Genomic DNA, 23,018 nt, shown 5'->3' with positions numbered 1-23,018 from the left:
GATTCGGCGGAAATTTCGCAGTAATCATCCGGAGGCAGCGGGTGCCTTGGAGCCTCGGCTCCGCGAGGAAGGTCACCCGGCCAGCCATAATAGTCGGGTGGGGCTGGGCTTCGGAACGCTGATCGCGCTGTTCTTGCTCATCGCTCCCGGGGCAATCATCGGGCGTATCGCCCAGCTAAGGTGGCCGGTCGCGGTGGCCGTTGCGGCACCGCTGACCTACGGCGTGGTGGCGCTGGCGATCATCCCGTTCGGGGCCCTGGCCATACCGTGGAACGGTTGGACGGCGCTCGCGGCGCTGGCCGTGGTGTGCCTGCTGACGGTGGGGCTGCAGTTGCTGTTGGCCCGCTACCGCGACGCCCGCGCCGAAGCACTGGGTATCGGCGGCGGGCCGGCGCTGGCGGTGGCGGCCGGGGTGTCGCTGGGCGTCCTGCTGGTCAGCTGGGCCGCGTGGCGCGGGCTGGTGCACTGGCAGTCCGTCCCCAGCACCTGGGACGCGGTCTGGCACGCCAACACGGTGCGGTTCATCCTCGACACCGGCCAGGCGTCGTCGACGCACATGGGCGAGCTGCGCAACGTCGAAACTCATGCGCCGCTGTACTACCCGTCGGTGTTCCACGCCCTAACGGCGGTGTTCTGCCAACTCACCGGGGCGGCACCCACCACCGGCTACACCGTGACGTCGGTGGCGGCGTCGGTGTGGCTGTTTCCGTCCAGCGCGGCGGTCCTCACCTGGTTTTTGGTCCGCCCGAGAACCACCCAATGGCGGGCCGCGGGGGCGACGGCCACGGCGGCCGCGCTCTCGGCGTCGTTCACCTCGGTGCCCTACGTCGAATTCGGCGTCGCCGCCATGCCCAATCTGGCGGCCTACGGGGTCGCCATCCCGACGTTCGTGTTGCTGTGCTCCACGCTGCGGCACCGCGACCGCATCCCGGTGGCGGTGCTCGCGCTGCTGGGCGTGTTCTCCGTGCACCTCACCGGCGGGTTCGTCGTTGTCCTGTTCGTGTTGGGGTGGTGGCTGCTGGACGCGCTGTGGCATCCGGTGCGCGGCCGGCTCGCCGACGCGCTGACCCTGACCGCCGCGGCGGTCCCGACGGGGCTGATCCTGGCGCCGCAGTTCCTGGGGGTGCTGCGTCAGGCCGACATCATCGCCGGGCATGCGTTCCCCAGCTTCAGGAGCGTCAAGCAGGGCGTCATCGACGCGCTGTTGCTGCACACCCGCCACCTCAACGATTTCCCGATCCAATTTGGCCTCGTCGTGCTGTCGTACCTCGGTATGGCCCTCTTCCTGTACAAGAAGATCTGGTGGCCGGTGGCGATCTGGTTGGTGCTGACGGTGGCGACCATCTACTCGGGGGCGCCGTTTCACAACGCGGCCGGTGCGGTCATCGAAGAATTCAGCAAGTTCTTCTACAACGATCCCCGCCGCCTCACGGCGGTGGTGACGATGCTGTTCACGCCGATGGCGGGTGTCGCACTGTTCGTCGTGGTCATGGCGGCGGTAGCGGTCGCCAAGCGGCTCGTCGATCGAATCAGGCCGCTACCGGCGCCGGCGTGGGTCGCGGCCGCCGCGGCGGTGCTGGCGATGGTCACCGTGTTCAGCGGCCGGCACTACCTGTATCGGCATCTGGTCCTGTTCGGCGATAAGTACGACTCGGTGATGGTCAGCCAGAAGGACCTTGACGCCATGGCCTACCTGGCGACCCTGCCCGGCGCGAGGAACACCCTCATCGGAAACTCCAACGTGGACGGCACGGCGTGGATGTACGCCGTGGCGGACCTGCACCCGCTGTGGACCCACTACGACTTCCCACAGCAAACGGGGCCGGGCTATTTCCGCTACATCTTCTGGTCGCGCGCCAACACCGGCAACCCGTGGGTGGTCGAAGCGGTGCGGGTGCTCAACATCCGCTACATCCTCACCAGCGAGCCGTCGGTTCGCGGATTCGCCGTGCCCGAAGGACTAAGGTCACTGGAGAAATCGAAGTCGTGGGCGAAGATCTACGACAACGCCGGCGTCAACGGTGGCGCCCAAATCTGGGAATGGCGCGGGAACCCCGCAGCACCACACTCCTAGAACTTCGCACAAGGATGGTGACTGGATTGGCTACGAGCAACGACGACGACGACATCGAGGTCATCGGCGGCGTCGACCCGCAGATTATGGCTCTCCGCCAAGCGCGCGACAGCGCGCATCGCAGGGACGAGGACGACTCCGAGGAACGTTCCCTGACCGACCTGGTCGAGCAGCCCGCCAAGGTGATGCGAATCGGGACGATGATCAAGCAACTCCTCGAAGAGGTGCGCGCCGCCCCGCTGGACGAAGCCAGCCGCAACCGGCTGCGCGAAATCCATGCCACCAGCATTCGCGAACTCGAAGAAGGCCTCGCACCCGAACTGCGTGAGGAACTCGATCGGCTCACCCTGCCGTTCAACGAGGACACCGCACCGTCGGACGCCGAGCTGCGGATCGCCCAGGCTCAGCTGGTGGGCTGGCTGGAAGGACTTTTCCACGGCATCCAGACCGCACTGTTCGCCCAGCAGATCTCCGCGCGGGCGCAGCTCGAGCAGATGCGTCAGGGCGCGCTGCCGCCGGGGGTCAGCAGGTCGGGGCAGCCCGGATCCGGGCACGGGCAGTACCTGTAAGCAGAGTTCACGGTGTCCGCTCCACATATCGAGACACGCGACGCGTGGGTCGAGTTCCCAATCTTCGACGCCAAGTCGCGATCGTTGAAGAAGGCCGTGCTGGGCAAGGCGGGCGGCACCATCGGGCGCAACAACTCCAACGTGGTGGTCATCGAGGCGTTGCGGGACATCACCCTGTCGCTGAACCTGGGCGACCGGGTCGGCCTGGTCGGCCACAACGGGGCGGGGAAATCGACTCTGCTGCGCCTACTTTCGGGCATCTACGAGCCCACCCGAGGCTCGGCGACGGTCACCGGCAGGGTGGCCCCGGTCTTCGATCTGGGGATCGGCATGGACCCCGAGATTTCCGGTTACGAGAACATCATCATCCGCGGCCTGTTTTTGGGGCAGACCCGAAAGCAGATGCAGGCCAAGGTGGACGAGATCGCCGAGTTCACCGAGCTGGGCGATTACCTGTCCATGCCGCTGCGGACCTATTCCACCGGGATGCGAGTGCGGCTGGCGATGGGCGTGGTCACCAGCATCGACCCCGAGATCTTGCTGCTCGACGAGGGCATCGGCGCGGTGGACGCCGACTTCTTGAAGAAGGCGCAGTCACGGCTGCAGAGCCTGGTCGAGCGTTCCGGAATCCTGGTATTTGCAAGTCATTCCAACGAATTTCTGGCCAGGCTGTGCAAGACCGCGCTGTGGATCGACCACGGCGAGATCAAGCTCTCCGGCAGCATCGAGGACGTGGTGCGTGCCTATGAGGGTGAGGACGCGGCCCGGCACGTGCGTGAGGTGTTAGAGGAGACTGCGGCGGGATGACGGCGGGATGACTGACTCGGTCTTCGCCGTCGTGGTCACCCACCGGCGCCCCGACGAGCTGGCCAAATCCCTGGACGCGCTGAGCACCCAGACGCGCCTGCCCGACCATCTGATCGTGGTCGACAACGAAGGCGCCGACAGGGTGCGGGATTTGGTTGCAGCCCAACCGATCCCGACTACCTATCTGAGTTCGCGCCGAAACCTCGGCGGTGCAGGCGGTTTCGCGCTCGGGATCCTGCATGCGCTGGCGCTGGGCGCCGACTGGGTGTGGCTGGCCGACGACGACGGCAGGCCGCAGGATACCCGGGTGCTTGCGACGCTGATGGCATGCGCCGAGAAGTACGGCCTGGCCGAGGTGTCCCCGATGGTCTGCAACATGGACGATCCGGAACGGTTGGCGTTTCCGTTGCGGCGTGGCCTGGTATGGCGCAGGCGCGCAACCGAATTGCGCACCGAGCAGGGGCAGGATCTGTTGTGGGGAATCGCGTCGCTGTTCAACGGCGCCCTGTTCCGCGCGTCCACTTTCGAGGCGGTGGGCGTCCCGGACCTGCGGCTGTTCATCCGCGGCGACGAAGTGGAGGTGCATCGCCGGCTGGCGCGGTCCCAGCTACCATTCGGCACCTGCCTGGACGCGGTCTACCTGCACCCCTGCGGATCCGACGAATTCAAGCCGATCCTGGGCGGCCGGATGCACACCCAATATCCCGACGACGCCGCCAAGCGATTTTTCACCTACCGCAACCGCGGCTACGTGCTGGCGCAGCCGGGTCTGCGCAAGCTGCTGCCGCAGGAATGGGTCCGGTTCGGCTGGTTCTTCCTGGTGACCCGCCGCGACCCCAAAGGCTTGCTCGAGTGGATTCGGTTGCGCCGCTTGGGGCGCCGCGAGATCTTCGGCAAGCCCGACCCAGGAGGACCGTCATGACGTTCACCGACGCGGCAGCCCAGTCCAGGACGCTGACCCGGGCCCGCAGCGACCTGATCGACGGATTCCGGCGCCACGAACTGTGGCTGCACCTGGGCTGGCAGGACATCAAGCAACGCTACCGCCGCTCGGTGCTGGGACCGTTCTGGATCACCATCGCCACCGGCACCACCGCCGTCGCGATGGGCGGCCTGTATTCCAAGCTGTTCCACCTGGAACTGTCGGTGCATCTGCCGTATGTGACGCTCGGGCTGATCATTTGGAATCTGATCAACGCGGCCATTCTGGAGGGGGCCGACGTATTCGTCGCCAACGAGGGATTGATCAAGCAATTACCGACGCCGCTGAGCGTGCACGTCTATCGGCTGGTGTGGCGGCAGATGATCCTGTTCGCGCACAACATCGTCATCTATCTCGTCGTCGCGATCATCTACCCGAAACCGTGGTCCTGGGCCGACCTGTCGGTGTTTCCGGCGCTAGCGCTGATCGTGCTCAATGCCATATGGGTGTCATTGTGTTTCGGCATCCTGGCCACCCGCTACCGCGACATCGGCCCCCTGCTGTTCTCCATCGTGCAGCTGCTGTTCTTCATGACGCCGATCATCTGGAACGACGACACCCTGCGCCAGCAGGGCGCCGGGCGCTGGGCGAGCATCGTCGAACTCAATCCGCTGCTGCACTATCTGGATATCGTGCGCTCCCCACTGCTGGGCGCCCACCAGGAGCTGCGGCACTGGGTGGTGGTGCTGTCCTTGACCGTGGTGGGCTGGGTGCTCGCGGCGTTCGCGATGCGGCAATACCGCGCCCGGGTGCCGTATTGGGTGTGACCCGAGCCGAAAGACGATTCGCGCCAACACGATCGGCGACGACGAGGATAATTTTGCCGACAGAGTGGGTATCCAGTTCCGCTACCAGCTGAAAATGCGTGTTGGGATACGGGTGACGCCGGCCTCCCGATGGTGTATCACTGATTAACCACGACAAGACCTAGGGCGGCGGACGTGAGCAAGAAAGGCCAATCGGTTGCGGATGCGGCGCGAAATCAGCTAGCCGCCGAACTGGATCGGCTGCGGCAGCGGCGCGAGCGCTTGGAGCTCGAAGTCAAAGACGACCGCGGCATGATCGGCGACCACGGAGACGCGGCCGAGGCGATACAGCGAGCGGACGAACTCGTCGTCCTCGCCGATCGGATCAACGAATTGGACCGGCTGCTGCGCACCGGGCCCGCGCCCTCGGACAACTCCGACGTCCTGCCCGGCGGTACCCAGGTGACGCTGAAGTTCGCCGACGGGGAAGTCGTCACGATGCACGTGATCTCCATCGTCGAAGAGACACCGGTGGGCCGCGAGGCCGAGACGTTGACCGCGCGCAGTCCGCTCGCCTTGGCCCTGGTCGGCCACAAGGCGGGCGACAAGGTGACCTATTCGACGCCGCAAGGCGAAAGCCAGGTCGAGTTGGTCGCGCTCAAGCTGCCCAAGTGAGGCGCCACTAGACTTCGAACCCGTGGAGACAGCGCCGTCGCGTCCGGGCCTGAGCCTGGCGACGCAGGTGTGGCGGTTCGTGGTCACCGGCGGCTTTTCGGCGATTGTCGACTTCGGTCTATACGTGCTGCTGTACAAGGCGGTCGGACTGCAGGTCGACCTGTCGAAAACCCTCAGCTTCATCGCCGGCACCACCACCGCGTACCTGATCAACCGCCGGTGGACGTTTCAGGCGTCGCCGAGCACGGCCCGATTCGTCGCGGTCATGCTGCTTTATGCGATCACCTTCGCCGTACAAGTGGGGCTCAATCACCTGTGTCTGGCGCTCTTCCACTACCGGACCTGGGCGATACCGGTCGCGTTCGTGATCGCGCAGGGCACCGCCACGGTGATCAACTTTGTTGTGCAGCGAGCCGTGATCTTCCGGATCCGCTGACGCCGACGGTCAGGCGGTAGCCTCTTTGACGATGTTGACGACCAAACGCCTCACCGGCTGGGGCCGCACCGCTGCCTCGGTAGCGACGGTCCTTTCCACCCGGGAGCCGGATGAGATCGCGAAGGCAGTGGCCAACGCGGGCGATCGTGGTGTGATCGCCCGCGGCCTGGGCCGCTCCTATGGCGACAACGCGCAAAACGGTGGCGGGCTGGTCGTCGACATGACCCCGCTGAACCGCATCCACTCGATCAGCGCCGACAGCCGGCTGGTCGACGCCGACGCCGGCGTCAACCTGGACCAGCTGATGAAGGCGGCCCTGCCATTTGGGCTGTGGGTGCCGGTGCTGCCGGGAACCCGGCAGGTGACCATCGGTGGGGCAATCGCCTCCGACATTCACGGTAAGAACCACCACAGCGCGGGCAGCTTCGGCAACCACGTGCGCAGCATCGACTTGTTGACCGCCGACGGCACGATCCAACACCTCACGCCTGACGGCGAGCACACCGAGCTGTTCTGGGCCACCGTGGGTGGCAGCGGACTCACCGGCATCATCCTGCGTGCCACTATCGAAATGACGCCCACCGAAACGGCGTACTTCATCGCCGACGGAAACGTCACCAACAGCCTTGACGAGACCATCGCACTGCATACTGACGGCAGCGAAGCCAATTACACCTATTCCAGTGCCTGGTTCGACTCCATCAGCCCGCCCCCGAGGTTGGGCCGGGCCGCGGTGTCGCGCGGCTCGCTGGCGACCTTGGACCAGTTACCCAAGAAGCTGCAGCGCAATCCCCTCAAATTCGATGCGCCGCAACTACTTACACTGCCCGACATCTTCCCGAATGGCCTGGCGAACAAGTACACCTTCGTGCCCATCGGCGAGCTCTGGTACCGCAAATCCGGAACTTACCGCGGCAAGATCCAAAACCTGACCCAGTTCTACCACCCGCTGGACATGCTCGGGGAATGGAATCGGGCGTTTGGCCGGGCGGGGTTGGGCCAGTACCAGTTCGTCGTGCCCACCACTGCCGTTGAAGAGTTCAAGGGCATCATCCGCGACATCCAGAAGTCCGGACATTACTCATTCCTCAACGTGTTCAAGCTGTTTGGCCAGGGCAATCAGGCGCCGTTGAGCTTTCCGATCCCGGGCTGGAATGTGTGTCTGGACTTCCCCATCACGCCCGGACTTAACAGCTTCCTCAACGAACTCGATCGTCGGGTGCTGGACTTCGGCGGCAGGCTATACACCGCCAAGGACTCGCGCACCACCGCGGAGACTTTTCATGCCATGTATCCGCGCATCGACGAGTGGATTGCGGTGCGGCGCAAGGTCGATCCCACCGGAGTCTTCGCCTCCGATATGGCCCGACGGTTGGAGCTGCTCTAAATGGTGCTAGATGCGGTGGGAAATCCACAGACCATCCTGCTTCTCGGCGGCACGTCCGAGATCGGGCTGGCGATTTGTGAACGCTATTTGAAGAACGCGCACGCGCGAATCGTGTTGGCCGCCATGCCCGATGACCCGGGCCGCGACGACGCGGTGGCGCAGATGAAGGCCGCCGGCGCGCGCTCGGTCGAGTTGATCGACTTCGAAGCCACTGACCCCGACAGCCACCCCAAGATGATCGACACGGGCTTCGCCAACGGCGACGTGGACGTCGCGATCGTCGCCTTCGGCATCCTCGGCGATGCCGAAGAGCTGTGGCAGAACCAACGCAAGGCCGTGCAGGCCGCCGAAATCAACTACACCGCAGCCGTTTCCGTGGGTGTGCTCCTCGGTGAGAAGATGCGCGCTCAAGGCTTCGGCCAGATCATTGCGATGAGCTCGGCGGCGGGCGAGCGGGTGCGCCGGTCCAACTTCGTCTACGGCTCCACCAAGGCCGGTCTGGACGGCTTCTACCTGGGACTGTCAGAAGCATTGCGCGAGTACGGGGTTCGCGTATTGGTGATCCGGCCCGGCCAGGTGCGCACCCGGATGAGCGCGCACGTCAAGGAAGCTCCGCTAACCGTCGACAAGGAGTACGTTGCGAACCTCGCGGTGGCCGCTGCCGCAAAAGGTAAGGAATTGGTTTGGGCGCCAGCAGCATTCCGCTACGTGATGATGGTGTTGAGGCACATCCCGCGGAGCATCTTCCGCAAGCTGCCGATCTGACCATGCGCAACGCCCTCGCCAGCCTGGGCCAGATGGTCTTGGCCGCGGCGGTCGCCGCGGTCGTCGCGGTGGTATCGCTGATCGCCATCGCCGGCGTGCAGTGGCCGGCGTTCCCGTCGTCCAACCAGCTGCACGCGCTGACCACCGTCGGTCAGGTCGGCTGCCTGGCCGGGCTGGTGGCTTCCGGCTGGGCATACCGGCGCTTTCCTTGGTGGGCCCGACTGGGCGGGCTGCTCTTCGTCTCGGCGTTCACCGTCGTCACGCTGGGCATGCCGTTGGGGGCCACCAAGCTGTATCTGTTCGGCATCTCCGTCGACCAGCAATTCCGCACCGAATACCTGACCAGGCTCACCGACAGTCCCGCGCTGCACGACATGACCTACCTGGGCCTGCCGTCGTTCTACCCGCCGGGCTGGTTCTGGATCGGCGGGCGGGTCGCGGCGCTCACCGGGATGCCGGCCTGGGAACTGTTCAAGCCGTGGGCCATCACCTCGATCACCATCGCGGTCGCGGTCGCGCTGGTGCTGTGGTGGCGGATGATCCGCTTCGAGCATGCGCTGATCGTCACCACCGCCACCGCGGCGGCGACGCTGGCCTACGGCTCGCCGGAGCCCTACTCCGCGATGATCACCGTGCTGCTGCCGCCGGTGCTGGTGCTGACGTGGTCGGGTCTGCGCGCCGGCGCTCCAGGAGCACCACCCGCCGGCGTGATACTCGAGCCGCGGAGCGGCTGGGCCGCCGTCATCGGCGCCGGCGTCTTCCTTGGCTGGACCGCCACCTGGTACACGCTGCTGTTCGGCTTCAGCGCGTTCGCGATGACGCTGATGGGGCTGGCGCTGGTCGCATCGCGCTGGCGGGAGGGTGGCCGCAAGGCCGCCCTCGACCCACTGCGCCGGTTGGTCGTCATCGCCGTCATCGCGGCGGTCATCGGCGGCACCACCTGGCTGCCGTACCTGTTGCGGGCGGCCACCAACCCAGTCAGCGACACCGGCAGCGCCTACCACTACCTGCCGGCCGACGGCGCCGAACTGACCTTCCCCATGCTGCAGTTCTCGCTGCTGGGCGCAGTCTGCATGGTCGGCACGCTGTGGCTGGTGGCGCGGGCCCGCTCGTCGGTCAGGGCGGCCGCGCTGACCATCGGGGTGCTGGCCATCTATCTGTGGTCCCTGCTCTCGATGCTGGCCACGCTGGCGCGCGTGACCCTGCTGTCGTTCCGCCTGCAGCCGACGCTGACCGTGCTTTTGGTCGCTGCCGGGGCGTTCGGCTTGGTGGAAGCCACTCAGGCGCTGGCAGCACGCCATCGCGCGGTGGCCCCGATCGCCGGTGCCGTCGGGCTGGCCGCCGCGATCGCGTTCAGCCAGGACATTCCCGACGTGCTGCGGCCGGATCTCACCATCGCCTACACCGACACCGACGGGCACGGCCAGCGCGGCGACCGGCGGCCGCCGAGTTCGGAGAAGTACTACGACGCTGTCGACGCGGCCATCCTGCGTGGTACCGGCCGCCCGCGCGATCAGACGGTGGTGCTGACCGCCGACTACAGCTTCCTGTCGTACTACCCCTATTGGGGCTTTCAGGGCCTGACGTCGCACTACGCCAACCCGCTGGCACAGTTCGACCTGCGCGCCGCGCAAATCGAGAAGTGGGCGAAGTTCAAGACGGCCGACGAGCTGATCCACGCCCTGGACACGCTGCCGTGGCCGCCGCCGACGGTGTTTTTGATGCGCCGTGGCGCGAGCAACACCTACACCCTGCGGCTGGCCCAGGATGTCTATCCCAACCAGCCCAATGTCCGTCGCTACACCGTCGACCTGCGCGCTGCCCTGTTCACCGATCCGCGGTTCAGCGTGCAAAGCATCGGCCCGTTCGTGCTGGCCATCCGCAAGCCTGGGGTCTAGCGCTGATGGCCACGAAAACTCGAGAACTAGCATCTAGCTCCGTGAGTGGCGCGGCGACAAATTACCGGTTGGCCCGCGTCGTCGCCGTCGTCGCCGGGCTGCTCGGTGCCCTGCTCGCCGTCGCCACCCCGCTGCTGCCGGTCAACCAGACCACCGCCCAACTCAACTGGCCCCAGAACGGCACGTTCGGCAGCGTCGAGGCGCCGCTGATCAGCTACGTGGCCACCGAGCTGAACATCAGCGTGCCGTGCCAGGCGGCCGCCGGCCTGACCGGACCGCAGAACGCCGGCAAGACGGTGTTGCTGTCGACCGTGCCCAAGCAGGCGCCCAAGGCCGTCGACCGCGGGCTGCTCATCCAGCGCGCCAACGACGAACTGGTGCTGGTCGTGCGCAATGTCCCGGTGGTCACCGCCCCGCTGAGCCAGGTGCTGGGCCCGGCCTGTCGGCGCCTGACCCTGACCGCGCACGCCGACCGGGTCGTCGCGGAATTCGTCGGACTGACGCAGGGGCCCAACGCCGAGCATCCCGGCTCGCCGCTGCGCGGCGAGAAGAGCGGCTACGATTTCCGGCCGCAGATCGTCGGCGTGTTCACCGACCTGGCCGGCCCGGCCCCGCCGGGCCTGAGCTTCTCGGCCACCGTGGACACCCGCTACAGCAGCAGCCCCACCCAGCTGAAGATGGCCGCGATGATCCTCGGGGTCCTGCTGACCGCCGTCGCGCTCATCGCGCTGCACGTCATGGACACGGCCGACGGCACCCGGCACCGCCGCTTCCTGCCCGCGCGGTGGTGGTCGGTCGGCGGCCTGGACGCGCTGGTCATCGGCGTGCTGGTGTGGTGGCATTTCGTCGGCGCCAACACCTCCGACGACGGCTACATCCTGACCATGGCGCGGGTGTCCGAGCACGCGGGCTACATGGCCAACTACTACCGCTGGCTAGGAACCCCCGAGGCGCCGTTCGGCTGGTACTACGACCTGCTGGCGCTGTGGGCGCACGCCAGCACCGCGAGCATCTGGATGCGACTGCCCACCCTGGTGATGGCGCTGACGTGCTGGTGGGTGATCAGCCGCGAAGTGATGCCGCGCCTCGGCCACGCCGTCAAGCAGAGCCGGGCCGCGGCGTGGACCGCGGCCGGCATGTTCCTGGCGACCTGGTTGCCGCTCGACAACGGCCTGCGGCCCGAGCCGATCATCGCGCTGGGCATCCTGTTGACCTGGTGTTCGGTGGAGCGGGCGGTCGCCACCAACCGGCTGTTGCCGGTGGCGGTCGCTTGCATCATCGGAGCGCTGACCCTGTTCTCCGGGCCGACGGGCATCGCGTCGATTGGCGCGCTGCTGGTGGCGATCGGGCCGCTGCGCACGATCATGCACCGCAGGTCCGCAAGGTTCGGAGCGCTCCCGTTGCTGTCGCCCGTGCTGGCCGCGGTCACGGTCACCGTGATCTTGATCTTCCGCGACCAAACCCTGGCCGGCGAGATCCAGGCGACCGCCCTCAAGCGCGCGCTCGGGCCGAGCCTGAGCTGGTTCGACGAACCCATCCGCTACGAGCGCCTGTTCATGGCCAGCCCCGACGGATCGGTCGCCCGGCGCTTCGCCGTGCTGGCGCTGGTGCTGGCGCTGGCGGTAACGGTGGCCATGTCGTTGCGCAAAGGCAAGATTCCGGGCACGTCGGCAGGGCCGAGCCGCCGTATCGTCGGCATCACGATCATCTCGTTCGTCGCGATGATGTTTACCCCCACCAAGTGGACCCACCACTTCGGTGTGTTCGCCGGGCTCGCAGGATCTTTGGGGGCGTTGGCCGCGGTCGCGGTGACCAGTGCCGCCATGCGGTCCCGACGTAACCGCACCGTCTTCGCCGCGGTGGTGCTGTTCCTGGTGGCGCTGTCGTTCGCCAGCGTCAACGGCTGGTGGTATGTGTCCAATTTCGGTGTGCCGTGGTCGAATTCGTTCCCGGCATGGCACTACGCGTTTGCCACCGCACTGCTCGGGCTGACGGTCTTGGTGCTGCTCCTGGCGGCATGGTTCCACTTCGCCGCGCCCGATAACGGTTGGCCACAAACCCGCTACGGCGTCCGGGCGGCCGGAATCATCCAGTCCCCGTTGGCAATTGCGACATGGCTGCTGGTGCTGTTCGAGGTGTTATCGCTGACCCTGGCGATGACCGACCAGTACCCGGCGTGGTCGGTGGGGCGGTCCAACCTCGAGGCGCTGACCGGCAAGTCGTGCGGACTGGCCGAAGACGTTCTGGTGGAGCAGGATCCCAACCCCGGCATGCTCGCCCCGGTGAGCGGTTCGGTGGCCGACTCGTTGGGCGCGGGTCTGTCGGAAGCGTTCACGCCCAACGGCATTCCCGCCGAGGTTCGCGCCGACCCGGTGATGGAGCGGCCCGGTGACCGCAGCTTCGTTAACGAGGAGGACAAGACCGCCACTACCAACCAGGCCGGCACCGAGGGCGGCACCACTCCGGCGCCGGGCATCAACGGATCGGCCGCCCAGTTGCCGTTCAACCTGGATCCCGCCCGCACGCCCGTGCTGGGCAGCTGGCGCTCGGGTATCCAGCTGCCGGCTCACCTGCGCTCCGGCTGGTACCGGTTGCCGCCGAGGGACAAGGCCGGGCCGCTGCTGGTGGTGAGTGCGGCCGGTCGCTTCGATCCCCGCGAGGTCCAGGTGCAGTGGGCCTCAGACAAAGGGGGGGATAGCGCGGACCAGGCGGCCGGCGGGCACCCCGGCGGGTCGTTTCAGTTCGACGACGTCGGGGCGGCGCCGGCCTGGCGTAACCTGCGGCTCGCCTTGTCGACGATCCCGAGCACCGCTACCCAAATCCGCCTGGTGGCCAACGACGAGGACCTGGCGCCGCAGCACTGGATCGCGATCACGCCGCCGCGAATTCCGCAGCTGCGCACGCTGCAGGACGTGGTCGGCTCCCGCGACCCGGTGTTCCTGGACTGGTTGGTCGGCTTGGCGTTCCCGTGCCAGCGTCCATTCGGTCACCAGAATGGCGTCGACGAAACCCCGAAGTGGCGGATCCTGCCGGATCGATTCGGCGCCGAGGCGAACTCTCCCGTGATGGACAACAACGGGGGTGGCCCGCTGGGCGTCACCGAGTTGCTCCTGAAGGCGACCACGGTGGCCAGCTACCTGAAAGACGACTGGGCGCGGGACTGGGGCAGCTTGCAGCGACTGACGCCCTACTACCCGAACGCGCAACCGGCCCGGCTGGAACTGGGGACGACGACGCGTAGCGGCCTGTGGGGCCCGGCACCGCTCCGGCATTAGGCGGGGTGGGGAAACACTTCTGCCCCGCTCCGGATGGCCGTCGGTACGAATCCGGAAACGGGGCAGAAGTGCGTGGGGATTACGGGATCAGAGCGCGCAGCGGGTGGTGCAGCGCCCACGCCGGGTGCTTGATGTCGCCGACGTAGTGGCGCACCGGGTGCAGGGGCCCGCTGTGCGGGTCATAAGGCTCCGCGGAGGCGGTGGCCGGCATCAGGGATGCCACCAGTGACAGCCCGATGCCGCCCAACATGACGCCCGCCGCCATGCGGATTTTGGAAACCTTGTTCTTCGCCTTCATGGGTGCCCTTCCATTTCTGCTTTGGGGTCGGTCGCGGTTGGCCGACAACACCAGGCTGCCCGCGGCGGCTTGCGCGTCCCTGGCGAAGTTCTTGCGAGATTCTTGCGAAATTCTTGCGTGGCTGCGGGAGGGCAATCGGTTGCTTTTCGTTGGATGCCCGCGGTCCACGTGCCTACGCTGGGGTTCGTGGCTGGTGCACCCACGCTGATGGACATGGCCCGCGCCGAGCGGGCCGACCTCGCGGAGTTTCTGGCCACGCTGACCCCGCAAGACTGGGCCGCGCCGAGCCTGTGCACCAGGTGGACCGTCAAAGACGTTGTCGCGCATGTGATCAGCTACGAGGAACTGGGGACCCTGGGGCTGATCAAGCGATTCCTCAAGGGCGCCGTCGTGCGCGCGAACCAGGTCGGCGTCGACGAGTTCGCGTCACTGAGCCCGCAGCAGCTGCTCGATTTCTTGCGCGATCACCTGACGCCCCAGGGGTTGACCGCGGGTTTCGGCGGCATGATCGCACTGGTCGACGGCACGGTTCACCACCAGGACATCCGGCGCTCGCTGGGCCGACCGCGCAACGTCCCCGCCGACCGACTCACCCGCATTCTGCCGCTGGTGCCGAGCAACCCCCGCCTGGGCGCGGGACGCCGGATCAGGGGGCTGCGACTGCGGGCCACCGACGTCGACTGGGTCCACGGCCGCGGGCCCGAAGTCATCGGGCCGGGCGAAGCCCTGTTGATGGCGATGACCGGCCGTCCCGCGGCGCTCGCCGACCTCGCCGGTCCGGGGCTCGATACGTTGGCCGCACGGCTCAGCCCGGGTTGATCTGGAAGGTGTACTCGCGACTGCCGATGCGGATGAGGTCGCCGTCGGCCAGCGGGGAACTGCCCCGGATACGCCGACGCTGCACCTCCACCCCATTCGTCGACTTCGAATCGTGGATGACGAAACCCGCTCCGGTGTCGATGATTACGGCGTGGTAGCGGCTGACATCGGTGTCGTCGTCGAAGACGATGTCATTGTCCGCGAGACGTCCGATCCGGGTCGAGGCGGCGTTCAGCGGATACTGACGACCCTTTCGGTCGAGCAACCAGGCGACGGGTTGCCCCGCGCTCAAGGCGATGTCCGACGCGGTCTGGTAGGCGCTCTGCTTGTGCGTGGTCAGCGCCGACCGTTTGGCGACGATGGGTTCCTGCCGCAGGATGCGCTCGTAGAGCGCGCTGACCGTCGGGCCGGGGTCGATGCCCAGCCCATCGGCCAGCGCCGTCTTCAGTCGCCGATAGGCACCCAGGGCGTCAGATTGGCGCTCGGTCACGTAGTAGGCGGTGATCAGCTGTGCCCACAGCGGTTCGCGATAGGGGTGCTCGGCGGTGAGTGCCTCCAGCTCGCCGATGACGGCGCCGGCGCGCCCGCACGCGATCTCGGCTTCGGCGCGCGCGGTGTGGGCGGCCACCCGCTCCTCCAACAGCATGGCGGCGTACGCATCGACGAACGGGAAGTCACGCAGGTCGTCGAGCACGGGCCCGCGCCACTCACCCAGCGCCGCATGCAGATGGTTGCTGGCATCCTCGTAACGGCCGGCGGCCGCGGCCCGAACACCCGCGGACTTGTCGGCGGTGAAACGGCCGACATCGCAGTCGGCGTCGGCGATGGTGATCTGATACCCCGGCGGTGCGCTGGCCAGCACCAGGTACGGATCCACGCCGGCGCCGGCCAGCAACCGGCGCAACGTGGAAATGTGGGACTGGATGCTGGTGCGCGCGGCCGGCACGGGATCGTCACCCCACACCGCGTCGATCAACGAGTCGACGGATACCGGCCGGTTGCGGTTGATCACCAGCATGGCCAACACCGCCCGCTGCTTGGCGGCACCCAACGACACCCGGACGCCGTGCGCGGTGACCAGCAACGGTCCCAGAACGCCGAACCCGAGACCCGAGTTACTCATCGCGCCGCCAGCCTTCCGGGTACCTCCAGTCTTCAGCCCTCATTCTGACGGCAGTGTAGCGACAACTGAAGGATTCGCTCGGCTAACCCGCGCTCACGGAACGCGATTTGCCGGACGAATTAAGCGGTGGTTACAGCGCGGGCAGCGCGCCCTGCGCGACGAACTCGTGGAGCAGGCCCACCAGGCGGTCGACCGCGAATTCGTTGGTCAGCACGATGGGGCGCATCCGATCGCGAGGCGTGATGGCTGCCGGCTTGAACGCGTCGGTCCTGCTTGTGGTGGGTGCGGTCATGGCAGGTCCTCTCCCCGAATCCCAAATGCGCCAATGTGTGAAGTTGTTTCCCTAATTGGTGCGCTGCTAAACCAAAACTCCTAATGAATTCAATTAACGCCCGCGCAGGACTGAATCTCGCGGTCGGAGGGCATTTGCGCCGTCGGCCGCCATTATTACCGGCGTGCTTTTGGGCACGTGTCGAGTATTTCTTTCGCGTCGCTATCGAAATGCTTCCGCGCGCGGCCGTCGGCTATTTCAAAGCGAGTCTTGTCGCCGCTTCACGAGCGTCCATCCCGGGAGTCGACAGCTGCGTCGCTTACGATCGACCCTCGTGCGCTTAGACGCTTCCGAAGACGACGAAGAGCGGTCGCAGCGGCTCCCGAGGCTGATCGCGGTCGTCGCGGGAATCACGGGCCTGCTGTTGTGTGCCGTGGTTCCTTTGCTCCCGGTCAAACAAACCACGGCCACCATCGTCTGGCCGCAAGGAAGCAGCGCAGCCGGACACGTCAATCAGGTCACCGCCCCGCTGCTGTCTGGTGCTCCGCGCGCACTGGACATCTCCATCCCCTGCTCGGCCATCGCCACCCTGCCCGCCGAGGGCGGCTTGGTGGTCTCGACCCTGCCCACCGGGGGCGTGGATGCCGGCAAGAATGGCCTCTTCGTCCGCGGCAATAGGGACACCATCGTCGTCGCCTTCCGCGATTCGGTCGCGGCGGTGGCCCAGCGCTCCGCCGTCGCGGCCGGTGCGTGCAGCGTGCTGCACGCCTGGGCCGACGCCGGCGGCGCGGGCGCGGACTTCGTCGGCATACCCGGCGCCGCCGGGACCCTGTCCGCGGAGAAGAAGCCTCAAGTCGGCGGAATCTTCACCGACCTGAAGCTGGCCGCCCAACCGGGCCTGTCGGCCCGCATCGACATCGACACCCGGTTCATCACGGCGCCCTCGGCCCTGAAGACGATCGCGATGGTGCTCGGTGCGCTGGCCGTCCTGGCCGCGGTCCTCGCGCTGGCGGCCCTGGATCGGCGCAGCCGCGGCGCCACGCTCAGGCTCGGCTGGCACCGCCCGCGGCTGCAGCGGGTCGCCTGGCGTCACGTCGGGGCGGCGAGCTGGCTCGCCGACATCTTGGTGATCGGCACGCTGCTGCTGTGGCACATCATCGGCCCCACCTCCTCCGACGACGGCTACAACCTGACCATCGCGCGGATTGCGCCCAAGGCCGGCTACGTGGCGAACTACTACCGCTACTTCGGGACCACCGAGGCCCCGTTCGACTGGTACCTGTCGGTGCTGGCCAAAATGGCGGCGGTCAGCACCGCCGGGGTGTGGATGCGGTTACCCGCGACCCTGGCCGGGATCGCGTGCTGGCTGATCATCGGCCACTGGGTGCTGCGTCGCCTCGGCCCGGGCCGCGGTGGCCTGGCGGCAAACCGGGTGGCGGTATTGACGGCGGGCGCGGTGTTCCTGGCCGCATGGCTGCCGTTTAACAACGGCCTGCGCCCCGAGCCGCTGATCGCGCTGGGCGTCATCGTCACCTGGGTGCTGGTGGAGCGTGCGATCGCGCTGCGCCGCCTGGCGCCGGCCGCGGTCGCGATCGTGGTCGCCATGCTCGCCGTGACCCTGGCACCGCAGGGGCTGATCGCGGTCGCCGCGTTGCTCACCGGGGCGCGGGCCATCGCCCAGACCATCCGGCGACGCCGGGCGACCGACGGGCTGCTGGCCCCGGTGCTGACGCTGGCCGCGTCGCTGTCGCTGATTCTCGTGGTGGTGTTCCGCAGCCAAACGCTGGCCACCGTGGCCGAGTCGGTGCGCATCAAGTACAAAGTGGGGCCGACGATCGCCTGGTATCAGGATTGGCTGCGCTACTACTTCCTCACCGTGGAGTCCAACCCCGACGGGTCGATGGCGCGCCGGTTTGGGGTGCTGGTGCTGCTGCTGTGCATGTTCGGCATGTTGGTGGTGCTGCTGCGGCGCGGCAAGGTGCCGGGGCTGGCCACGGGCCCGGCCTGGCGGTTGATCGGCACCACGGCGTTCGGGCTGCTGCTGTTGACGTTCACGCCGACGAAGTGGGCCGTCCAGTTCGGCGCGTTCGCCAGCCTGGCTGCGGCCCTGGGGGCGGTCACCGCGTTCACCCTGGCCCGGGTCGGCCTGCACAGTCGCCGCAACCTGACGCTGTACATCACCGCCCTGCTGTTCGTGCTGGCGGTTGCCACGTCGGGCATCAACGGCTGGTTCTACGTCGGCAACTATGGGGTGCCGTGGTGGGACATCCAGCCCGTCGTCGCCAGCCATCCGGTGACCACCATGTTTTTGACGTTGTCGATCCTCACCGGGCTGCTGGCCGCCTGGCAGCACTTCCGCATGGACTACGCGGGGCATACCGAGATCAAGAACAATCGGCGCAACCGCGTCCTGGCCTCCACGCCGCTACTGGTGGTCGCGACGATCATGGTGCTGGGCGAGGTCGGCTCGCTCACCAAGGGCGCCGTCTTCCGCTACCCGGTCTTCACCATCGCCAAGGCCAACCTGGCGGCAATCGAGTCGGGGTTGTCGCCCACCAGCTGCGCGATGGGCGATGACGTGTTGACCGAACCGGACCCCAATGCCGGTATGCTGCAACCGATTCCGGGGCAGACGTTCGGCCCCGACGGCCCACTCGGCGGGATCAACCCGGTCGGCTTCAAGCCCGACGGGGTGGGCGACGACCTGAGGTCGTATCCGGTGGTGACCAAGCCCGGGGTGGTGAACTCCGACGCGTCGCCCAACAAGCCCAACGCCACCATGAGTGACTCGGCGGGCACCGCCGGCGGCTCGATTCCCAAGGGGGCTCCGGCCGGAGTGAACGGTTCGCACGCGGCGCTGCCGTTCGGCCTGGATCCGGCCCGCACACCGGTGATGGGCAGCTACGGCGAGAATTCGCTGGCCGCCACGGCGACCTCGGCGTGGTACGAGTTGCCGGCCCGCGCTGTCGACCGGCCGCTGGTGGTGGTCTCCGCCACCGGCGCCATCTGGTCGTACAAGGAGGACGGCACCTTCACCTACGGGCAGCAGCTGAAGTTGCAGTGGGGCCACCGCGACGTGGACGGCGGCACCGTCCAGCCGCTCGCGCAGGTGCAGCCGATCGACATCGGCCCGGAGCCGGCGTGGCGCAACCTGCGCTTCCCGCTCACCTGGGCGCCGCCGGAGGCCAACGTGGCGCGCATCGTCGCCTACGATCCCAATCTGAGCTCCGAACAGTGGTTCGCGTTCACGCCGCCGCGAGTTCCGGTGCTGCAGACCCTGCAGCAATTGATGGGATCACACACACCGGTGCTGATGGACATCGCGACCGCCGCGAACTTCCCCTGCCAGCAACCGTTCTCCGAACACCTTGGCGTTGCGCAACTTCCGCAATACCGCATCATGCCCGATCACAAACAGACGGCCGCGTCGTCGAACGGGTGGCAGGCCAGCGAGGCCGGCGGCCCGTTCCTGGTCACCCAGGCGATGCTTTACACCTCGACGATCGCCACGTATTTGCGCGGTGACTGGTACCGCGACTGGGGATCGGTGGAGCAATACCACCGCCTGGTGCCCGCCGATCAAGCGCCGGATGCCGCCATAGAACAAGGTGTGATGACAGTGCGCGGCTGGAGCCGGCAGGGACCGATTCGAGCCCTGCCATGAGCGCCATCACCGTGCGCAACTCCGACGACACGACCGCCCCCGGTCAGAACGTCCGCCTGGCGCGCTGGGTCGCGACGATCGCCGGGCTGATCGGATTCGTGTTGTCGGTGGCGACACCGCTGCTGCCCGTCGTGCAAACCACCGCCACGCTGAACTGGCCGCAAAACGGGCAGCTGAATAGTGTTACCGCACCGCTGATTTCGCTGACGCCGGTCGACGTGACGGCCACCGTGCCCTGCTCGGTGGTGCGCGCGCTGCCGCCCGAGGGCGGCGTGGTGCTGAGCACGGCACCCAAGAAGGGCAAGGACGCCGCGCTGAACGGATTGTTCGTCGTGGCCAGCGGCAAGCGCGTCGACGTCACCGACCGCAACGTGGTGATTGCCAGCGTGCCGCGCGAGCAGGCGGATTCTCCTCAGTGCCAACGCATCGAGATCACCTCCACCAAGGCCGGCGCCTTCGCCACCTTCGTGGGATTGACCGATCCGGCGGGCAAGCCGGTCGGCGGTGGCTTCCCCGATCCCAACCTGCGCCCGCAGATCGTCGGGGTGTTCACGGATCTGACCGGTCCCGCTCCGCCGGGGCTGCGGCTCTCGGCGACCATCGACACCCGGTTCTCCACCACACCGACGACGCTGAAACTGGCCGCGATGGTGTTGGCGATCGTGTCCACCATCGTCGCGCTGATCGCGCTGTGGCGCCTCGACCAATTGGATGGCCGGCGGATGCGCCGGCTCATCCCGGCAAACTGGCGCACGTTCACCCTGGCCGACGCCACGGTGATCTTCGGCTTCGTGCTGTGGCATGTGATCGGTGCGAACTCCTCCGATGACGGCTACATCCTGGGCATGGCCCGGGTCGCCGGCCCGGCCGGCTACATGTCCAACTATTTCCGCTGGTTCGGCAGCCCGGAGGACCCGTTTGGCTGGTATTACAACCTGCTCGCGCTGATGACCCACGTCAGCGACGGCAGCCTGTGGATGCGCCTGCCGGACCTGATCGCGGGCCTGCTGTGCTGGCTGCTGCTGTCGCGTGAAGTGCTGCCCCGGCTGGGCCCGGCGGTGGTGTCCAGCAAAGCCGCGACCTGGGCGGCCGGCATGGTGCTGCTGACCGCGTGGATGCCGTTCGACAACGGCCTTCGCCCCGAGCCCATCATCGCGCTCGGTTCGCTGGTCACCTATGTGCTGATCGAGCGGTCGATGCGCTACAGCCGGTTGACGCCGGCGGCGCTGGCGGTCATCACCGCCGCGTTCACGCTGGGCGTGCAGCCCACCGGCCTGATCGCGGTGGCCGCGTTGGTTGCCGGTGGCCGCCCGATCCTGCGCATCCTGGTTCACCGCCATCGCCTTGTTGGCACGTGGCCGCTGGTGGCTCCCATACTGGCGGCCGGCACGGTCATCCTCACGGTGGTGTTCGCCGACCAGACGTTGTCAACGGTGTTGGAAGCGACCAGGATTCGCACCTCGATCGGGCCCAGCCAGGCGTGGTACACCGAGAACCTGCGCTACTACTACCTCATCCTGCCCACCGTGGATGGCTCGCTGTCGCGCCGGTTCGGCTTTTTGATCGCCGCGCTGTGCTTGTTCACGGCGGTGTTTATCATGTTGCGCCGCAAGCGAGTTCCCGGTGTCGCCCGCGGGCCGGCGTGGCGGCTGATGGGCGTCATCTTCGGCACCATGTTCTTTTTGATGTTCACCCCGACCAAGTGGGTGCACCACTTCGGGCTGTTCGCCGCGGTGGGCGCGGCGATGGCCGCGCTGACGACGGTGCTGGTCTCGCATGACGTGCTGCGCTGGTCGCGCAACCGGATGGCGTTCGCGGCGGCGGTGTTGTTCGTGTTGGCGCTGTGTTGCGCCACCACCAACGGCTGGTGGTACGTCTCGAGCTACGGCGTGCCGTTCAACAATGTCATGCCGCGGTTCCACGGAATCAGCCTCAGCACAGTCTTTTTCGCCCTGTTCGTGATCGCGGCGCTGTGGGCGGTCTGGTTGCATTTCGCGCCTCCGGACCGCGGTGAGGGTCGGCTGGCGCGGGCGGTGACGGCGGCGCCGGTGCCGCTCGCGGCCGGGTTCATGGCGCTGGTGTTCATCGCGTCGATGGTCGCCGGCATCGTGCGCCAGTACCCCACCTACTCCAATGCCTGGGACAATTTGCGTGAGTTCAGCGGGGGCTGCGGCCTGGCCGACGACATCCTCGTCGAGCCGGACAGCAACGCCGGCTTCATGAACCCGCTTCCGGGCGACTTCGGGCCGCTGGGCCCGCTCGGTGGTGTCGGCCCAACGGGCTTCAGCCCCAACGGCGTACCGGACCGCACGCTGGCCGAGTCGGTCAAGGAGACGGCGGTGCCACAGCCGGGCACGGACTACGACTGGGATGCCCCGCTCAAATTGACGGCGCCGGGCATCAACGGGTCGACGGTGCCGCTGCCCTACGGCCTCAACCCCGAACGGGTTCCGCTGGCCGGCAGCTACACCACCGGCGCGCAACAACAGAGCAGGCTCACGTCCGCGTGGTACCAGCTACCCAAACCCGACGACGGGCATCCGCTGGTAGTGGTGACCGCCGCGGGCAAGATCGCCGGCAACAGCGTGCTGCACGGGCACACCGACGGGCAGACCGTCGTGCTGGAATACGGCAAGCCCGGCCCCGGCGGGGACATGCTGCCGGCCGGGCGGCTGGTGCCCTACGACCTGTACGGCGAGCAGCCGAAGGTTTGGCGCAACCTGCGCTTCCCACGCGCGAAAATGCCCGCCGACGCGGCCGCGGTGCGGGTGGTCGCCGAGGACCTGTCGCTGACGCCGGAGGACTGGATCGCGCTCACCCCGCCTCGGGTGCCGGAGCTGCGCTCGCTGCAGGAGTACGTCGGCTCGACGCAGCCGGTGCTGCTGGACTGGGCGGTCGGGCTGGCGTTCCCGTGCCAGCAGCCGATGCTGCACGTCAACGGCGTCACCGAGATCCCGAAATTCCGCATCACCCCGGACTACAACGCCAAAAAGCAGGACACCGACACCTGGCAGGACGGCGTCAACGGCGGCCTTTTGGGCATCACCGACCTGTTGCTGCGGGCGCATGTCATGTCCACCTACCTGTCGCGTGACTGGGGCCGCGACTGGGGATCGCTGCGTAAGTTCGACACGCTGGTGGATGCGCCGCCCGCCCGCCTCGACCTCGGCACCGCCACCCGCAGCGGCCTGTGGTCGCCGGGCCCGATCCGGATCAAGCCCTAGGGCTG

At 67.3% G+C, this 23,018-nt stretch carries 17 protein-coding genes; 14 read left to right on the top strand and 3 right to left on the bottom strand.

All coding sequences use genetic code 11. The features are described from left to right. The first annotated feature begins 97 nt into the window (after window positions 1-97). From G6N66_RS26410 to G6N66_RS26360, 11 genes are all read left to right on the top strand, one after another. Window positions 98-2,074, top strand: a complete 1,977-nt coding sequence (locus G6N66_RS26410) for a DUF6541 family protein (protein ID WP_085233824.1) — start codon at window positions 98-100, stop codon at window positions 2,072-2,074. Window positions 2,075-2,088: 14 nt separating this feature from the next. Continuing rightward, window positions 2,089-2,643, top strand: coding sequence for a bacterial proteasome activator family protein (locus G6N66_RS26405; protein WP_139825290.1), 555 nt, complete (start codon window positions 2,089-2,091; stop codon window positions 2,641-2,643). 12 nt (window positions 2,644-2,655) lie between these two features. After that, window positions 2,656-3,450 (top strand): galactan export ABC transporter ATP-binding subunit Wzt/RfbE, encoded by a 795-nt coding sequence (wzt, locus tag G6N66_RS26400; RefSeq protein ID WP_085233823.1) that lies wholly within the window; start codon window positions 2,656-2,658, stop codon window positions 3,448-3,450. Between the two features lie 7 nt (window positions 3,451-3,457). After that, on the top strand, window positions 3,458-4,372 hold the full coding sequence (gene glfT1, locus G6N66_RS26395) for a galactofuranosyltransferase GlfT1 (RefSeq protein ID WP_085233822.1): 915 nt from the start codon (window positions 3,458-3,460) through the stop codon (window positions 4,370-4,372). After that, a complete protein-coding gene (wzm, locus tag G6N66_RS26390; protein WP_085233821.1) occupies window positions 4,369-5,199 on the top strand; it encodes a galactan export ABC transporter permease subunit Wzm/RfbD in 831 nt (276 codons plus the stop codon). The genes glfT1 and wzm overlap by 4 nt, the downstream gene beginning before the upstream one ends. Before the next feature lie 174 nt (window positions 5,200-5,373). Beyond that, a complete protein-coding gene (locus tag G6N66_RS26385; protein ID WP_085233820.1) occupies window positions 5,374-5,853 on the top strand; it encodes a GreA/GreB family elongation factor in 480 nt (159 codons plus the stop codon). A gap of 67 nt (window positions 5,854-5,920) precedes the next feature. Further along, window positions 5,921-6,289, top strand: a complete 369-nt coding sequence (locus G6N66_RS26380; RefSeq protein ID WP_139825306.1) for a GtrA family protein — start codon at window positions 5,921-5,923, stop codon at window positions 6,287-6,289. A gap of 31 nt (window positions 6,290-6,320) precedes the next feature. Continuing rightward, the gene (locus G6N66_RS26375) at window positions 6,321-7,676 is read left to right on the top strand and encodes an FAD-binding oxidoreductase (RefSeq protein ID WP_085233818.1); all 1,356 of its coding nucleotides are present in this window, start codon (window positions 6,321-6,323) and stop codon (window positions 7,674-7,676) included. After that, complete coding sequence (locus G6N66_RS26370; protein ID WP_085233817.1) at window positions 7,677-8,441, top strand: decaprenylphospho-beta-D-erythro-pentofuranosid-2-ulose 2-reductase; 765 nt, start codon at window positions 7,677-7,679, stop codon at window positions 8,439-8,441. Between the two features lie 2 nt (window positions 8,442-8,443). After that, window positions 8,444-10,339, top strand: a complete 1,896-nt coding sequence (locus G6N66_RS26365) for a galactan 5-O-arabinofuranosyltransferase (protein WP_085233816.1) — start codon at window positions 8,444-8,446, stop codon at window positions 10,337-10,339. A gap of 5 nt (window positions 10,340-10,344) precedes the next feature. Further along, entirely contained in the window at window positions 10,345-13,614 is a 3,270-nt protein-coding gene (locus G6N66_RS26360) for an arabinosyltransferase domain-containing protein (RefSeq protein ID WP_085233815.1), read from the top strand. 79 nt (window positions 13,615-13,693) lie between these two features. Here the strand turns inward: G6N66_RS26360 and G6N66_RS26355 are convergent, their stop codons facing one another. Further along, window positions 13,694-13,912, bottom strand: coding sequence for a hypothetical protein (locus G6N66_RS26355; RefSeq protein ID WP_085233814.1), 219 nt, complete (start codon window positions 13,910-13,912; stop codon window positions 13,694-13,696). 207 nt (window positions 13,913-14,119) lie between these two features. Between G6N66_RS26355 and G6N66_RS26350 the strand changes: the two genes are divergently transcribed. Beyond that, complete coding sequence (locus tag G6N66_RS26350) at window positions 14,120-14,731, top strand: maleylpyruvate isomerase family mycothiol-dependent enzyme (protein ID WP_232079564.1); 612 nt, start codon at window positions 14,120-14,122, stop codon at window positions 14,729-14,731. On the opposite strand, the gene G6N66_RS26345 is transcribed toward G6N66_RS26350, so the two are convergent. Together G6N66_RS26345 and G6N66_RS26340 are read right to left on the bottom strand one after the other, a co-directional pair. Continuing rightward, a complete protein-coding gene (locus G6N66_RS26345; RefSeq protein ID WP_085233812.1) occupies window positions 14,718-15,854 on the bottom strand; it encodes a BTAD domain-containing putative transcriptional regulator in 1,137 nt (378 codons plus the stop codon). The genes G6N66_RS26350 and G6N66_RS26345 overlap by 14 nt on opposite strands. A gap of 130 nt (window positions 15,855-15,984) precedes the next feature. Continuing rightward, complete coding sequence (locus tag G6N66_RS26340) at window positions 15,985-16,146, bottom strand: hypothetical protein (protein ID WP_163645927.1); 162 nt, start codon at window positions 16,144-16,146, stop codon at window positions 15,985-15,987. Window positions 16,147-16,459: 313 nt separating this feature from the next. On the opposite strand from G6N66_RS26340, the gene G6N66_RS26335 reads away from it, so the two are divergent. Together G6N66_RS26335 and embB are read left to right on the top strand one after the other, a co-directional pair. Then, window positions 16,460-19,789 carry an arabinosyltransferase domain-containing protein gene (locus tag G6N66_RS26335; RefSeq protein WP_179968322.1) on the top strand — a complete coding sequence of 1,110 codons (3,330 nt, stop codon included), beginning with the start codon at window positions 16,460-16,462 and terminating at the stop codon, window positions 19,787-19,789. Further along, window positions 19,786-23,013: an arabinosyltransferase EmbB gene (gene embB, locus G6N66_RS26330; RefSeq protein ID WP_085233811.1), complete on the top strand. Its 3,228-nt coding sequence runs from the start codon at window positions 19,786-19,788 to the stop codon at window positions 23,011-23,013. Before G6N66_RS26335 ends, embB begins: the two co-directional genes overlap by 4 nt. Window positions 23,014-23,018: the final 5 nt, after the last annotated feature.

The organism is Mycobacterium conspicuum (assembly GCF_010730195.1).
Lineage (GTDB): Bacteria > Actinomycetota > Actinomycetes > Mycobacteriales > Mycobacteriaceae > Mycobacterium > Mycobacterium conspicuum.
The sequence above is the reverse complement of the archived record's forward strand: the minus strand, read 5'-3'. Positions and strand labels throughout refer to the sequence as shown.